The following is a 14,531-nucleotide window of genomic DNA, read 5'->3' on the forward strand; positions in this document are numbered from 1 at the left end:
CCAATGCTGAAAACGATTCGTAAACACGGTATTACGCTGGCACTGTTTGCTGCTGGTTCAACGGGATTAACCGCGGCAATCAATCAATTAACCAAGTCCACCATTGATGAACAGGCCGCGCTGCAGCAAAAGGCACTGTTCGATCAGGTGCTACCTGGCGATCGCTACAATAATAACTTGTCTGAGAGCTGTTATCTGGTCAATGCGCAGGCATTGGGCAAAGGTACTCACCGCGTGTATATTGCCCGCCAGGACGACCGTCCCGTTGCAGCAATTCTTGAAGCTACGGCGCCAGATGGGTATTCCGGGGCGATTCAACTGCTGGTTGGTGTCGATTTTACGGGTACCGTGTTGGGTACGCGGGTAACTGAGCATCATGAAACCCCGGGACTGGGCGATAAAATCGAACTGCGACTTTCCGACTGGATCACCCACTTTAGCGGCAAAACGATCGCTACGGGTAACGATGCCCACTGGGCTGTGAAAAAAGACGGCGGCGACTTTGACCAGTTTACTGGCGCAACCATTACGCCGCGGGCGGTAGTGAACGCAGTAAAACGCGCCGGTTTGTATGCGCAAACGCTACCCGCGCAGCTTCCTCAACTTAGCGCCTGTGGAGAATAAACCATGAGCGAAATTAAAGACGTTATTGTCCAGGGGTTATGGAAAAATAACTCCGCGCTTGTGCAGCTACTCGGGATGTGTCCGCTGTTGGCCGTTACCTCTACCGCCACTAACGCGCTGGGGCTGGGGCTCGCGACGACGCTCGTTCTGACGCTGACCAACCTGACGATTTCGGCCCTTCGTCGCTGGACTCCGCCTGAAATCCGTATTCCAATTTATGTCATGATCATCGCCTCCGTGGTGAGTGCGGTGCAGATGCTGATCAATGCCTATGCCTTTGGCCTGTATCAGTCTCTGGGCATCTTTATCCCACTGATTGTGACCAACTGTATTGTTGTTGGCCGCGCAGAGGCCTTCGCCGCCAAAAAAGGCCCTGCATTATCCGCACTCGATGGTTTTTCCATCGGTATGGGGGCGACCGGCGCCATGTTTGTTCTGGGCTCGCTGCGCGAAATAATTGGTAACGGTACACTGTTTGATGGCGCAGACGGTTTGTTGGGTAGCTGGGCCAAAGTATTGCGCGTTGAGATCTTCCATACTGATACGCCGTTTCTGCTGGCCATGCTGCCACCAGGCGCGTTTATTGGTCTGGGCTTGATGCTGGCAGTTAAGTACCTGATTGATGAGAGAATGAAGAAACGTCGTGCCGAAGCGGCTGTCGCGGACAGTCCAACTGGTGAAACAGGGAATGTCTCATGAACAAAGCAAAACGTCTGGAAATACTGACTCGCCTGCGGGATAACAACCCGCATCCGACAACCGAGCTTAATTTTACATCGCCGTTTGAACTGCTGATTTCGGTCTTGCTTTCCGCTCAGGCCACCGATGTCAGCGTCAATAAAGCGACGGCTAAACTATACCCCGTCGCCAATACGCCTGCTGCGATGCTGGAGCTCGGAGTTGAAGGTGTTAAGTCCTACATCAAGACAATCGGTTTGTTTAACAGCAAAGCGGAAAACGTAATTAAAACCTGCCGCATTCTGCTGGAACAACATAATGGTGAAGTGCCTGAAGACCGTGCTGCGTTAGAAGCTCTCCCCGGCGTTGGGCGCAAGACGGCTAATGTGGTGTTAAATACCGCCTTTGGCTGGCCCACTATTGCCGTAGATACCCACATTTTCCGGGTATGTAACCGGACACAATTCGCCCCAGGTAAAAACGTCGAGCAGGTAGAAGAAAAGCTACTGAAAGTCGTACCCAGTGAATTTAAAGTCGATTGCCACCACTGGTTAATTCTTCATGGCCGCTACACCTGTATAGCCAGAAAGCCACGTTGTGGTTCCTGTATCATCGAAGATCTCTGCGAATTCAAAGAGAAAGTCGATATCTAATGCTGCCGGGGCATCCTCTTTGCCCCATACATACATAACGTTTAGTTATGCACTCCCCAAAGTTTCTTTTCCCGACAATGATGCCATTCAATTGCTCAAATCTAATGCAATATTCTTGTTAATTAACACCTGAGCAGGTTAATCGTTTTTTTAGCAAAAGAAATTTCTATCTATACGTGATCCAGATCATCCAGCCAACACAATGTTAATAAGTTTTTATTTTTTAGTTAAGGTGACAATTAGATGACCTAACTGCACAGTTTATAAACAAAACATTACACTGCCTATTTTTCAGATAATGGCCTATATCACTGGATTCAACCTTAAATAGCAGAACATATCGCCACATTGCGGTTTTAGCGGTGATTAAACAGTGTAAAAATCTGCCATTTTACAAATGAAGAAATTTAACGCTAGATAACATTTCGCAGCCCCGACGATTTCACCAGTCATGATATATGTAACAGATTATTACAAACCACTTGTCTGAATGGTCAAGATAGTGAACATTACTTGCCGTTTCCCCTCCCACTATAACAATCGGACGGATGAACTTGACTCATCACGTACCTGAACACCCCCGTTGATATGGGATGTAAAAAAAGAGGTAAAAGTGTCTACTGCAAACAATAAACCAACAGAAAGCGTAAGTTTAAACGCCTTCAAACAACCAAAAGCGTTCTATCTCATTTTCTCTATTGAGCTGTGGGAACGTTTTGGCTATTACGGCCTGCAAGGGATTATGGCCGTCTACCTGGTTAAACAGCTGGGTATGTCAGAAGCGGATTCCATCACCCTTTTCTCGTCCTTTAGCGCCCTGGTGTACGGTCTGGTTGCCATTGGCGGCTGGTTAGGTGATAAAGTTCTGGGAACAAAACGTGTCATTATGCTGGGTGCCGTTGTCCTGGCCATCGGTTATGCGTTGGTAGCATGGTCCGGTCACGATGCGGGTATCGTTTATATGGGCATGGCGGCTATCGCGGTCGGTAACGGCCTGTTTAAAGCAAACCCATCCTCCCTGCTCTCTACCTGCTATGCCAAAGATGACCCGCGTCTTGATGGTGCATTTACCATGTACTACATGTCCGTCAACATCGGTTCATTCTTCTCTATGCTGGCAACGCCATGGTTAGCTGCGCGTTACGGCTGGAGCACTGCGTTCGCGCTGAGCGTCGTGGGTATGCTGATTACCGTTGTTAACTTCGCATTCTGTCAGCGCTGGGTTAAACAGTACGGTTCTAAACCTGACTTTGAACCAATCAACTTCCGTAACCTGCTGCTGACTATCGTTGGCGTTGTGGTTCTGATCGCGATTGCGACCTGGCTGCTGCACAACCAGCAGATCGCACGTATGGTTCTGGGTGTAATTGCTATCGGTATCGTGTTTATCTTCGGTAAAGAAGCCTTCACCATGAAAGGCGCTGCACGTCGTAAAATGATCGTCGCCTTCATTCTGATGCTGGAAGCGATTATCTTCTTCGTGCTGTACAGCCAGATGCCGACCTCACTGAACTTCTTTGCGATTCGTAACGTTGAGCACTCTATTCTTGGCATTGCTTTCGAACCTGAACAGTACCAGGCGCTGAACCCGTTCTGGATCATCATTGGTAGCCCAATCCTCGCCGCTATCTATAACAAGATGGGCGATACCCTGCCGATGCCGACCAAGTTTGCGATTGGTATGGTTCTGTGTTCCGGTGCATTCCTGATCCTGCCGCTGGGCGCGAAATTCGCTACCGATGCGGGCATCGTTTCCGTTAACTGGCTGATTATCTGCTATGGCCTGCAAAGTATCGGTGAGCTGATGATCTCCGGTCTGGGTCTGGCAATGGTGGCACAGCTGGTTCCGCAACGCCTGATGGGCTTCATCATGGGTAGCTGGTTCCTGACCACTGCCGGTGCAAACATCATCGGTGGCTACGTCGCTAACATGATGGCTGTACCAGAGAATGTGACTGACCCGCTGATGTCCCTTGAAGTCTACGGTCGTGTGTTCCTGCAGATTGGTGTTGCGACGGCTGTTATCGCTGTTCTGATGCTGCTGACGGCTCCGAAACTGAACCGTATGACTCAGGATGACGAAGCCGATGAGAAAGCCTCTAAGGCCGCGACAGCGTAATTCTCAGGGAAACTCATTTTCAGGCCGCTAACTGTTGTTAGCGGCTTTTTTTTTGCATGAGGTAGCACTACCATACGATATACCTCAGCCAAAAGGAGTTACCGATGAAACTGTTCTACAAACCGGGCGCTTGTTCTCTCGCTTCCCACATCACACTTCGTGAGAGCGGTAAAGATTTCACGCTGGATGGTGTTGATCTGATGAAGAAACGTCTGGAAAATGGCGATGATTTTTTCGCGGTAAACCCAAAAGGGCAAGTTCCCGCACTGCTGCTGGATGATGGTACGCTACTTACCGAAGGTGTCGCCATCATGCAATACCTGGCGGACAGCGTGCCAGACCGTCAGCTCCTTGCCCCTACCAGCAGCCTCTCCCGTTACAAAACCATCGAATGGCTTAACTACATTGCGACAGAACTGCATAAAGGCTTTACGCCACTGTTCCGTCCCGATACGCCGGAAGACTTCAAGCCAACCGTTCGCGCGCTGCTGGAGAAAAAAATGCAGTATGTGAACGACTCGCTAAAAGATAACCAATGGATCTGCGGCCCGCGCTTCAGCATCGCCGATGCCTACCTGTTTACCGTACTGCGTTGGGCCTATGCGGTTAAGCTGAATATGGCAGGATTAAGCCATATCGACGCGTATATGGCGCGTATGGCTGAACGCCCGGCGGTTGCCGCGGCGCTTAAAGCAGAAGGGTTAAATTAATTGTTGTTGCCGGGTGGTGCTTGCGCTTGCCCGGCCTACAGCTAAAAATATGCCCGATAAGCGTGAACGCCATCGGGCATTGATTACAGCTGCGTTGCGCTGAAGTAGTGTTCAGGCTTCGCGATGCGATCCTGCGCGGCCACCACTTGCAACTCATACTCGTGCATCTCTTTAGTGGCGATCATCACTTCGTACACTGCCGCAGTCACATGCTCAAGCGCCTGCTGTAAAGACGCGCCCTGTAACAGTTTCACCAGCAACAAGCCACTGGTAACATCACCCACACCCACCGGTTGACGTGCGCCAAAATCGACCAGCGGGCGACTGATATGCCACGCCTGTTCAGCGGTGACCAGCAGCATCTCGAAACGGTCGGTGCTAATACCTGCGCGTGCCAGATGCTTCATCAGTACAATTTCAGGTCCCTGAGCGATCAGTTCACGCGCCGCCGCAACGGCCTCATCGACATTGTTCACCGCATGCTCGCACAGAATTTCGAGCTCAACCAAATTCGGGGCAATAATGTCACTAGCCGGAAGCGCATGACGTACATGAAATTCCGCCACACCCGGAGCTACGATACACCCCTTTTCAGGGTGTCCCATCACCGGATCGCAAAAGTATTTTGCCTGCGGGTTGGCCGCTTTTACTTTACGTACAATACCCAGAATATGCTCGCCCTGTTCGGCGGAGCCCAGATAGCCGCTCAGTACTGCGTCACAGGTCTGGAGTTTATCAATATCAGCAATGCCCTGGACAATTTCAGTCAGGTGGCTCGGCGGCATAACGCAACCGGTCCATTTGCCATACTGCGTGTGGTTTGAAAACTGGACGGTATTCAACGGCCAGACGTTTGCGCCAAGACGACGCATCGGAAATTCTGCTGCACTGTTGCCCGCATGGCCAAAAACAACGTGGGACTGGATAGCGAGGATATTCTTCATTTTACTTACCACAACCCTGAAAAAATAAAGGGGCGTAGTTTCCCACGCCCCTGCTAACTCAATCTTACTTCCAGCAAATCAGACAATAGTTCTTCTTGCCACGGCGCAGTAAGGTATAGCGCCCGAACAGGATATCACTCTCCTGGAAGAAATATTCCGGATCGGACTGCTTCTCACCGTTGATGGTCACCGCGTTAGACGCAATGGTCTTACGGGCCTGACCGCGAGAAGGTTGCAGCTCGGAGTCCACCAGCGCCTGCATCAAATCGGCACCTTTGTCCATCTCGATCATCGGCACGCCATCCTGCGCCAGCTGTTCGAAATCTGCTTCACTCAAATCGCTGAGATTGCCATTGAACAAGCTTTCGGTAATGCGTTTTGCCGCGACCAGACCTTCTTCACCGTGAACCAGACGCGTAACCTGTTCGGCCAGAACATACTGGGCACGCGGCGCTTTACCGCTGTTTTTATCTTCTTCTTCCAGCGCATTGATCTCTTCAATGTCCATGAAAGTGAAGAATTTCAGGAAGCGATAAACGTCCGCATCGGCGGTGTTAATCCAGAACTGGTAGAATTTATACGGACTGGTTTTCTTCGGATCCAGCCACACTGCGCCGCCTTCCGTCTTACCGAACTTGGTGCCATCAGCTTTAGTAATCAGCGGAACGGTCAGACCAAACACCTGATTCTGATGCAGACGACGGGTCAAATCGATACCCGAAGTAATGTTACCCCACTGGTCAGAACCACCAATCTGCAGCGCCACGCCGTGTAGTTTATTCAGGCAGGCAAAGTCATAACCCTGCAGCAGGTTGTAAGAAAACTCAGTAAAGGAGATCCCCTGATCGTCACGGTTCAGACGCTGCTTAACCGCTTCTTTATTGATCATCTGGTTGACGGAGAAGTGTTTGCCGATATCACGCAGGAAAGTCAGTACGTTCATACTGCCAAACCAGTCGTAGTTGTTCGCAGCAATCGCCGAGTTGTCGCCACAGTCGAAATCGAGGAACGGTGCAACCTGTTTGCGGATTTTATCCACCCACTCCTGCACAGTGTCTTCGGTATTCAGTTTACGCTCGGCGGCTTTAAAGCTCGGGTCACCAATCAGACCGGTTGCGCCACCTACCAGTGCGACAGGCTTATGGCCTGCCTGCTGGAAGCGTTTCAGGCATAACAATGGAACCAGATGCCCCAAATGCAAGCTGTCAGCGGTAGGATCGAAGCCGCAATAGAGCGCGATCGGGCCTTGCGCCAGTCGCTCTGCTAACGCTTCCTCGTCCGTCACCTGGGCCACCAGCCCCCGCTCTTGCAATTGTTTAATCAAGTTACTGCTTGCCATCAAAATCTCCATGTATAAAACGACTGCACCTTTGCCGGTACACGACTTTTCGCCTGATGCGAAAGAAACATAGAATAAAGCGCCGGATTGATCAGCACCAGCGCTTAAAACAAGAAATTTGCATCTTTAGGGGGCCAGGCGATCAATTTTCCACGCGTTATCTTCGCGTTGGTATAAAAAACGATCGTGTAAGCGGTTTTCACCACCTTGCCAGAACTCCATTTGCTCAATACTCACGCGAAAGCCGCCCCAGAAACTGGGCAGTGGAACTTCTCCTTGCTGAAACTTCTGCTTCAGTTCGAGAAATTTACTTTCGAGAATACCACGAGCTGAGATCCTGCTGGATTGCTTAGAGACCCAGGCGCCAATCTGGCTGTCGCGTGGGCGACTGTGGAAGTATTTCACTACTTCTAACGTGGAGAGACGCTCAGCCTTGCCGATCACCATCACCTGCCGTTCCAGCGTATGCCAGGGAAATAAAAGGCTGATGCGTGGATTTTTCTCGATCTGATGCGCCTTACGGCTGCCAAGGTTGGTATAGAACACCAGCCCTTTGTCATCATAATGTTTGAGTAACACGATACGCTGATACGGCTGGCCATTTTCATCGACGGTCGCAACGACCATCGCGGTGGGATCGGCCAGTTTGGCGTCACAGGCTTGCCCCAGCCAGCGCTCAAACAGCGCAAGGGGTTCGGCGGGAAGATCGTGGCGGCGAAGACCGCCTTTCGTGTATTCACGGCGCAGATGCGCGATTTGCTGCAATTCGTCGTTATCAGACATGATGTTGGGCTACGGATTGTCAGTGGGTGACGCTATTGTGCGCCGCCCAGGTGAAAATCTCAACGCTTCGGGTTCTGTAACTGACAGTTATTTAGCACAATTCTGTCTCGTTTATAGACCGTTGCCTCGTCGCCTTTAGACCAGAAAACGTAGATCCCATCGGTATAGCGCGCACCTGATGCCGACACGCCCTGTTTGAGGTTCAATAGCTGATTATCATAAACAAAGCTAGCCGTCTGGCGGGTATTGTTCAGCTTGACGGTAAGCGGTTTTTCGTCACAGCGGTATTCGAGCGTATCCGTTTGCATACGCTCAACAAATTGGTTGTACACGCTACACCCGCTAAGCAGTACCGGCAGACATACTAACAATAGTTTTTTCATAGCCATATCCTGAAGACTTTCCTGGTCCCGGAGGGTAATAGCACCCTCCCTAATATCCCTAGTTTACCGGCATACGGTGCTGAATAATTTCAGTTAACTCTGAGTTCGTGGGTTAGCAGGATAAATCGCCCCTAAAACGCTCGGCTCTGATGCACCAGTCACAGAAGGCAGATTTCCAGGTAATCCGGCCAGTGTCCGCCACGCCAGCCAGGCAAAGGCTAACGCTTCCATATCATCGCCGCTGATCCCGGCTTCATCCGTTGAGGTGACCTCTGTTCCCGGCAATAGTGCCGCCAGACGCATCATCAGCAGCGGATTACGGCTTCCTCCACCGCAGACCATGAGCCGTTCACAACCGCCGCTTAGCAAGACCTGCTCTGAAATGGTCACCGCGGTCAGTTCGGCAAGCGTCGCCTGCACATCCCGCGGACTAATCCCCGGGAACTGCACCAGATGACGTTCTATCCAGCCATAATTAAAATACTCACGACCAGTGCTTTTCGGCGCAGGCGCGGAGAAATAAGGGTCGTTAAGCATATTTTGCAGTAACGGCAGGATAACCATTCCCGAAATGGCCCACTGCGCATCTTTGTCGTAAGGTTGACCGCATTGCCGCCAGATCCAGGCATCCATCAGCATATTGCCCGGCCCGGTGTCGTATCCGCGAACGGGTTGTTGCGGAATAAGCAGAGACAGATTGGCAATCCCGCCGATGTTTAACACCATCCGCCGTTCCGTTGGATGTGCCAGCAGTGCCTGATGAAACGCGGGAACGAGCGGTGCACCCTGCCCGCCAAGTGCAATATCACGTCGACGAAAATCGCCGACTACGGTTATCCCTGTACGCGCAACAATCTGGTTGTTATCGCCAATTTGCAGCGTGTGTGGCGCAGCACCGTTCGGTTCATGCCACACGGTTTGCCCGTGGCAACCAATCGCAACGATATCCTGCGGTTTCAATTTTTCTTGCGCCAATAACGCATTCACTGCCTCAGCAAATAAATAACCGAGCTGTGCGTCCAACTGACCAAACTGAGAAAGTGTAAGCTGCTGCCCCTGGCAGATATCCAGAATCGCTTGTTTAACATGAATGGGGATGGGCCAGGTCAGACTCGCCTGCTGCGCAACCATCGTTTCATCTATTGTCGCCAGCACAACATCGACGCCATCAAGGCTGGTTCCAGACATTACACCGATAAAACGGCCCGATTTCATAGGTCATCCTTTTAAGCAAATTAGCCTTGACACTCAACCATAAAGTGTCGACTAATGCCATGCTTCCTTAATGATTTTTGGTGGCTAATCATTACAATGATCGTTTAATTACATCAATTACATGAATGATTCGTTTATACTCGGTTGATCCGATTTCGGTTAAGATTTTCATATTGTTCCAGTAGAACATGTGATCTTAGGCTCACAAATGCCATATAATTTAACCATGAAGGGTGCTTTATTAGCGTTTCGTGGTGACAAAGGAGATTTGTAAATGATTAAACGTGTGCTGATTGTTTCATTAATGGGCGTATCTTTAGCGGGTTGCGTTAACAATGATAGCCTTTCAGGTGACGTGTATACCGCATCCGAAGCGAAACAAGTTCAGAACGTTACCTACGGTACGATTGTTCATGTTCGTCCGGTGCAAATCCAGGGTGGCGATGACGCAAACGTGATTGGTGCTATTGGTGGTGCGGTACTCGGCGGGTTCCTCGGTAACACCGTCGGCGGCGGTACGGGGCGTTCATTAGCGACGGCTGCAGGCGCAGTTGCCGGTGGCGTAGCGGGTCAAGGCGTACAAGGTGCGATGAATAAAACCCAGGGTGTGGAACTGGAAATCCGTAAGGATGATGGTAATACCATCATGGTGGTTCAGAAACAGGGTGCGACCAAGTTTTCAGCCGGCCAGCGCGTTGTTATGGCTAACAACGGCAGCCAGGTTACCGTGTCTCCACGCTAATCAAATTCACGTGTGGTCAGACTCTGGCCACACGTCATTTTTTTGCTTCAGCCCTGTGACTGCAGCTCAATAATATTGTGTTCCAGCCTGGCGACCAGTTTAATCAGCAGATCAATTTCCTCAGCTGAAATCCCTTCCAAAATTTCTCCACGCGTCTTGTTGATAACCGCTTCCATATCAGCGATCAGCGGCTCTGCTTTTTCTGTCAGTTTAATTCTCTTTGCCCGGCGATCGCTGGCGCAAGTCTGTCGTGAAATGAGTCCCTTTTCCTCTAACTGGTCAAGCGTACGTACCAACGAAGGCTGCTCGATGCCAATCGCTTTAGCCAACTGAATCTGCGATTGATCCGGCGGCAACTGATGAATGTTGTGCAGCGTAACCCAATGCGTCTGCGTCAACTCCAGAGGTTTCAGGCGATGGTCAATCAGAGCACGCCAAATGCGCACCAACCGTGCCAGATCAGAACCTAATGGCGATTCCAATTTCATCTCCTTATAATTAGCTTGCTAAGTTATTGTGCTGATTTTAGAATAGTGTGCAGCATTTGTATTCCCAAAACAAATGTATTGCCAAATTTGCTTACCGGCTGACATTTTTTCAGACATCATGCGTTACGGAGACTCATTGTCTCTTTTTTGCTAAACCTATAGCAATACTCTCTTCCGCCAAGGATTTTGCCCGTGAAGTTTATGTTTAATGCAACAGGATTGCCCCTACAAGATTTAATGATCGGCGCATCTGTCTACTTCCCTCCTGTTTTCAAGGCGATTGTAGCAGGCTTTATTCTCTGGTTGGTTGTTCATCGCCTACTGCGCGACTGGATTTACTCTGGCGAAATCTGGCATCCCTTGTTAATGGATCTGTCACTCTTTACGCTTTGCGTATGTCTGGCCTTTGTTATGCTGATAGCGTGGTGATTATGTCGCTTAAAACCGTTAAATACTTCTCCACTATTATAGTCGCTGCAATCGCAGTTTTCGCCGGATGGTGGATGTGGAATTACTATATGCAATCGCCCTGGACACGTGATGGCAAAGTGCGAGCTGAGCAGGTCAGCATTACGCCACAGGTGTCAGGTAGCATTAGCGAACTCTATATAAAAGATAACCAGTTTGTGAATAAAGGCGATGTCCTTTTTATTATCGACAAGACACCATTTCACATTGCTGAACTGAATGCGCAAGCGCAACTTGCAAAAGCGCAGTCTGACCTGGCGAAAGCCAATAACGAAGCCAACCGCCGCCGTCATTTATCGCAAAATTACATCTCAGCCGAGGATCTGGATACCGCAAATCTCAACGTGAAAGCCATGCAGGCGAGTGTTGAAGCAGCAGAGGCCAGTCTGCGCCAGGCACAGTGGCAATTGACGCAAACGGTGGTCAAAGCCCCCGTAGCGGGCTGGGTCACCAATCTTTCAACCCGTCCCGGAGACTACGCTTCAACCGGGAAACCTCTGTTTGCTCTCGTCGACAGTCACTCTTTTTATGTAATGGGGTATTTTGAAGAAACTAAGTTGCGCCACATTCGCGAAGGTGCACCTGCCCTCATCACGCTCTACAGCGGTGATATAAAGTTACAGGGTCACGTTTCCAGTATTGGTCGTGCTATCTACGATCAAAGTGTGGAAAGTGATTCCGGCCTGATTCCAGATATCAAGCCCAACGTGCCGTGGGTGCGTTTGGCGCAGCGTATCCCGGTACGCATCGAATTCGACGCCCTGCCGCGGGATGTAACGCTGGTATCAGGTACAACCTGCAGCGTATCCATCGGCCAGCGTAAATGAAACTACCCCGCCTGACACCTGGCAATTTGCCGTGGTTTAAAGCCACGGCGGCACAGTGGCGTTATGCGCTGCGTAACACCATTGCGATGTGTCTGGCGTTAACTTTTGCTTATTATCTGAATCTGGACGAACCCTATTGGGCGATGACCTCAGCGGCGGTGGTCAGTTTTCCCACCGTTGGCGGGGTTATCAGCAAAAGTCTGGGTCGCGTGGCGGGGAGCTTACTGGGTGCCACCGCCGCATTGATTATTGCCGGTCATACCCTTAATGAGCCGTGGTTGTTCTTGCTGAGCATGTCGGTGTGGATCGGTTTTTGTACCTGGGCCTGTGCGCATTTCACCAATAACGTTGCCTACGCCTTTCAACTGGCGGGTTATACGGCGGCGATCATTGCGTTTCCCATGGTCAATACCGTGGAAATTACGCAGTTATGGGATATCGCGCAGGCACGCGTGTGTGAAGTCATCGTCGGTATCTTGTGTGGCGGTGTGATGATGATGATCCTGCCCAGCACCTCCGATGGCATCACATTACTGACTGCATTGAAAAACATGCATTCACGTTTACTGGAACATGCCAGCCTACTCTGGCAACCAGAAACCACGGACGCCATTCGCACAGCCCATGAAGGTGTTATCGGTCAGATTCTTACCATGAACCTGCTGCGTATTCAGGCGTTCTGGAGCCACTACCGTTTTCGCCGACAAAATGCTTTGCTCAATTCGCTGTTGCATCAACAGTTAAGGATGACCAGCGTGATTTCCAGTCTGCGCAGGATGCTGCTGAACTGGCCTAATCCCCCGTCCAATACCCGGGAAATTATCGAGCAGTTGCTCAGCGAACTGATAAAATCCAATGCTAATAGCTACACCGTCGCACGTATTATTGCCCCACTGCGACCTGTCGATGCACGCGACTATCGACACGTCGCCTTCTGGCAACGACTGCGTTATTTTTGTCGGCTCTACCTGCGCAGCAGTCATTATCTGCATTTACTGGAAAATGGCGTTACCGCCGAGCGTATTAATATCGTCCGCACGCCGGGGCTTGCCCGTCATACCGATAATGCGGAAGCTATCTGGAGCGGGTTACGTACGTTCTGCACTTTGATGCTTATCGGCGCATGGAGCATTGGCGCACAATGGGAATCAGGCTCTGGCGCACTCACGCTCGCCGCCATCAGCAGTGTGCTGTATTCCGCCGTTGCCACGCCGTTCAAGTCGCTTTCTTTGCTGATGCGCACGCTGGTTTTGCTGTCGCTGTTTAGCTTTGTGGTTAAGTTTGGCCTGATGGTGCAAATTTCCGACCTCTGGCAATTCATTCTCTTTCTCTTCCCGCTACTCGCCACCATGCAACTGTTAAAGCTGCAAATGCCAGCGCTGGCAGGTCTTTGGGGGCAACTGATTGTATTTATGGGTTCGTTTATCGCGGTAACCAATCCGCCGGTATATGATTTTGCTGATTTCCTGAATGACAATATGGCGAAAATCACTGGTGTGGCGCTGTCATGGCTGGCCTTCGCCATTCTGCGGCCTGGATCGGATGCACGGAAAAGTCGCCGCCATATTCGCGCCCTGCGCCGGGATTTTGTCGATCAGCTCAGCCGACACCCATCACTCAGTGAAAACGAATTTGAATCGCTGACCTATCATCACGTCAGCCAGCTCAGCAGCAGTCAGGATGCGCTGGCTCGACGCTGGTTATTACGTTGGGGGGTCGTATTGCTGAACTGCTCGCACGTGGTGTGGCAACTGCGCACCTGGGAGGCGCGTTCGGATCCGCTGGCTCGCGTCAGGGACGTGTGTATCTCTCTGCTGCGCGATGTAATGAGCGAACGTGGCGTCCAGCAACGACCACTGAATGCCACGCTGAGTGAGCTACAACGCATTTGCGATGCGCTTGCCCACCATCATCAACCTGCTGCACAGGAGTTATCGGCATTGATCTGGCGGCTACACTGCTCGCTTTCACAACTCGAACAGGCGCCACCGCCGGGCACTCTCAGTAGTTGATTATTTGATAACACCACAGGCGTAGCGCGCTCCGCCACCGCCAAGCGGTTTCGGTTGATCGGACATATTATCGCCGCCCACATGGATCATCAGCGCTTTGCCTTTAACCTCATCGAGCGTTTTGAGGCGCGGCGCAATGACCGGTGTTGTGGCGTTTCCGTCGTTATTCACCACCAGCAGCGGCAGGTCACCCATATGACCTGCGCCTTCCGGGCCTTCGTGTTTGCCGGTTTGGTGCGGATCATAATGGCCTCCAGCCGATTCCGCGGCTGAGGCTTTCCCTTCTTTAATCGCCGGTTGGCAGCTGCCGTTCATATGCACATGGAAACCATGTTCTCCCGGCGGCAACGCTTTCAGATCGGGCGAAAACTCCAGCCCCTTTGCGGTTTCAGCAATAGTGACCGTACCAATCGCCTGGCCAACGCCTTGCGACGTGACCAGATTCATCGTCACTTTTTCTTCAATGGCAGCCTGCGCACCTGCACAGGCGAGTAGAGTGATGATGGCCAAACTCAAACGCTTCATAAGACCTCCGTCCAAAAGGTG

15 protein-coding genes and 1 pseudogene are annotated in these 14,531 nt (G+C 51.1%); 9 read left to right on the top strand and 7 right to left on the bottom strand.

Going from position 1 to position 14,531, the window contains the following annotated elements:
- Positions 1-3: 3 nt before the first annotated feature.
- From rsxG to gstA, 5 genes are all read left to right on the top strand, one after another.
- Entirely contained in the window at positions 4-624 is a 621-nt protein-coding gene (gene rsxG, locus OGX66_RS24235; RefSeq protein WP_003029155.1) for an electron transport complex subunit RsxG, read from the top strand.
- Positions 625-627: 3 nt separating this feature from the next.
- Positions 628-1,323: an electron transport complex subunit E gene (locus OGX66_RS24240; RefSeq protein WP_003843545.1), complete on the top strand. Its 696-nt coding sequence runs from the start codon at positions 628-630 to the stop codon at positions 1,321-1,323.
- Entirely contained in the window at positions 1,320-1,955 is a 636-nt protein-coding gene (gene nth, locus OGX66_RS24245; RefSeq protein WP_003029161.1) for an endonuclease III, read from the top strand. Before OGX66_RS24240 ends, nth begins: the two co-directional genes overlap by 4 nt.
- A gap of 613 nt (positions 1,956-2,568) precedes the next feature.
- Positions 2,569-4,074: a dipeptide/tripeptide permease DtpA gene (dtpA, locus tag OGX66_RS24250; protein ID WP_003843542.1), complete on the top strand. Its 1,506-nt coding sequence runs from the start codon at positions 2,569-2,571 to the stop codon at positions 4,072-4,074.
- Positions 4,075-4,178: 104 nt separating this feature from the next.
- Positions 4,179-4,784, top strand: coding sequence for a glutathione transferase GstA (gstA, locus tag OGX66_RS24255; RefSeq protein WP_003029164.1), 606 nt, complete (start codon positions 4,179-4,181; stop codon positions 4,782-4,784).
- Between the two features lie 83 nt (positions 4,785-4,867).
- Here gstA and pdxY read toward each other — a convergent pair whose 3' ends face one another.
- From pdxY to anmK, 5 genes are all read right to left on the bottom strand, one after another.
- A complete protein-coding gene (gene pdxY, locus OGX66_RS24260; protein WP_270921804.1) occupies positions 4,868-5,728 on the bottom strand; it encodes a pyridoxal kinase PdxY in 861 nt (286 codons plus the stop codon).
- A 64-nt stretch (positions 5,729-5,792) separates the two neighbouring features.
- Positions 5,793-7,067 (bottom strand): tyrosine--tRNA ligase, encoded by a 1,275-nt coding sequence (tyrS, locus tag OGX66_RS24265; protein ID WP_003836431.1) that lies wholly within the window; start codon positions 7,065-7,067, stop codon positions 5,793-5,795.
- 126 nt (positions 7,068-7,193) lie between these two features.
- Positions 7,194-7,850 carry a pyridoxamine 5'-phosphate oxidase gene (gene pdxH, locus OGX66_RS24270; RefSeq protein ID WP_038640396.1) on the bottom strand — a complete coding sequence of 219 codons (657 nt, stop codon included), beginning with the start codon at positions 7,848-7,850 and terminating at the stop codon, positions 7,194-7,196.
- A 59-nt stretch (positions 7,851-7,909) separates the two neighbouring features.
- Positions 7,910-8,239 (bottom strand): C-type lysozyme inhibitor, encoded by a 330-nt coding sequence (mliC, locus tag OGX66_RS24275; protein ID WP_003029170.1) that lies wholly within the window; start codon positions 8,237-8,239, stop codon positions 7,910-7,912.
- Between the two features lie 87 nt (positions 8,240-8,326).
- Positions 8,327-9,448: an anhydro-N-acetylmuramic acid kinase gene (gene anmK / locus OGX66_RS24280; protein ID WP_003029171.1), complete on the bottom strand. Its 1,122-nt coding sequence runs from the start codon at positions 9,446-9,448 to the stop codon at positions 8,327-8,329.
- Positions 9,449-9,722: 274 nt separating this feature from the next.
- Here anmK and slyB point away from each other — a divergent pair, with 274 nt between their 5' ends.
- Entirely contained in the window at positions 9,723-10,190 is a 468-nt protein-coding gene (gene slyB, locus OGX66_RS24285; RefSeq protein ID WP_003029175.1) for an outer membrane lipoprotein SlyB, read from the top strand.
- A gap of 47 nt (positions 10,191-10,237) precedes the next feature.
- On the opposite strand, the gene slyA is transcribed toward slyB, so the two are convergent.
- Positions 10,238-10,678 carry a transcriptional regulator SlyA gene (slyA, locus tag OGX66_RS24290; RefSeq protein WP_019076732.1) on the bottom strand — a complete coding sequence of 147 codons (441 nt, stop codon included), beginning with the start codon at positions 10,676-10,678 and terminating at the stop codon, positions 10,238-10,240.
- A 192-nt stretch (positions 10,679-10,870) separates the two neighbouring features.
- Here slyA and OGX66_RS24295 point away from each other — a divergent pair, with 192 nt between their 5' ends.
- The 3 genes and pseudogenes from OGX66_RS24295 (at position 10,871) to OGX66_RS24305 (ending at position 14,010) form a co-directional block, all read left to right on the top strand.
- Positions 10,871-11,107, top strand: coding sequence for a DUF1656 domain-containing protein (locus OGX66_RS24295; RefSeq protein ID WP_003029180.1), 237 nt, complete (start codon positions 10,871-10,873; stop codon positions 11,105-11,107).
- 2 nt (positions 11,108-11,109) lie between these two features.
- Entirely contained in the window at positions 11,110-11,973 is an 864-nt protein-coding gene (locus tag OGX66_RS24300; RefSeq protein ID WP_003836440.1) for an efflux RND transporter periplasmic adaptor subunit, read from the top strand.
- Positions 11,970-14,010 (top strand): annotated as a pseudogene (locus OGX66_RS24305) (FUSC family protein). The gene OGX66_RS24300 and the pseudogene OGX66_RS24305 overlap by 4 nt, the downstream one beginning before the upstream one ends.
- Here the strand turns inward: OGX66_RS24305 and sodC are convergent.
- Positions 13,986-14,510, bottom strand: coding sequence for a superoxide dismutase [Cu-Zn] SodC (gene sodC, locus OGX66_RS24310; protein ID WP_003029187.1), 525 nt, complete (start codon positions 14,508-14,510; stop codon positions 13,986-13,988). The pseudogene OGX66_RS24305 and the gene sodC sit on opposite strands and share 25 nt — an antisense overlap.
- Positions 14,511-14,531: the final 21 nt, after the last annotated feature.

This window comes from Citrobacter sp. Cf072, from assembly GCF_030334485.1.
In the GTDB taxonomy this organism is placed as follows: domain Bacteria; phylum Pseudomonadota; class Gammaproteobacteria; order Enterobacterales; family Enterobacteriaceae; genus Citrobacter; species Citrobacter freundii.

What these genes read in the sequence shown, in the direction of transcription:
- rsxG (WP_003029155.1), top strand. Translation starts at nt 4, where the DNA reads ATGCTGAAAACGATTCGTAAACACGGTATTACGCTGGCACTGTTTGCT.
- OGX66_RS24240 (WP_003843545.1), top strand. Translation starts at nt 628, where the DNA reads ATGAGCGAAATTAAAGACGTTATTGTCCAGGGGTTATGGAAAAATAAC.
- nth (WP_003029161.1), top strand. Translation starts at nt 1,320, where the DNA reads ATGAACAAAGCAAAACGTCTGGAAATACTGACTCGCCTGCGGGATAAC.
- gstA (WP_003029164.1), top strand. Translation starts at nt 4,179, where the DNA reads ATGAAACTGTTCTACAAACCGGGCGCTTGTTCTCTCGCTTCCCACATC.
- pdxY (WP_270921804.1), bottom strand. Translation starts at nt 5,728, where the DNA reads ATGAAGAATATCCTCGCTATCCAGTCCCACGTTGTTTTTGGCCATGCG.
- tyrS (WP_003836431.1), bottom strand. Translation starts at nt 7,067, where the DNA reads ATGGCAAGCAGTAACTTGATTAAACAATTGCAAGAGCGGGGGCTGGTG.
- pdxH (WP_038640396.1), bottom strand. Translation starts at nt 7,850, where the DNA reads ATGTCTGATAACGACGAATTGCAGCAAATCGCGCATCTGCGCCGTGAA.
- mliC (WP_003029170.1), bottom strand. Translation starts at nt 8,239, where the DNA reads ATGGCTATGAAAAAACTATTGTTAGTATGTCTGCCGGTACTGCTTAGC.
- anmK (WP_003029171.1), bottom strand. Translation starts at nt 9,448, where the DNA reads ATGAAATCGGGCCGTTTTATCGGTGTAATGTCTGGAACCAGCCTTGAT.
- slyB (WP_003029175.1), top strand. Translation starts at nt 9,723, where the DNA reads ATGATTAAACGTGTGCTGATTGTTTCATTAATGGGCGTATCTTTAGCG.
- slyA (WP_019076732.1), bottom strand. Translation starts at nt 10,678, where the DNA reads ATGAAATTGGAATCGCCATTAGGTTCTGATCTGGCACGGTTGGTGCGC.
- OGX66_RS24300 (WP_003836440.1), top strand. Translation starts at nt 11,110, where the DNA reads ATGTCGCTTAAAACCGTTAAATACTTCTCCACTATTATAGTCGCTGCA.
- sodC (WP_003029187.1), bottom strand. Translation starts at nt 14,510, where the DNA reads ATGAAGCGTTTGAGTTTGGCCATCATCACTCTACTCGCCTGTGCAGGT.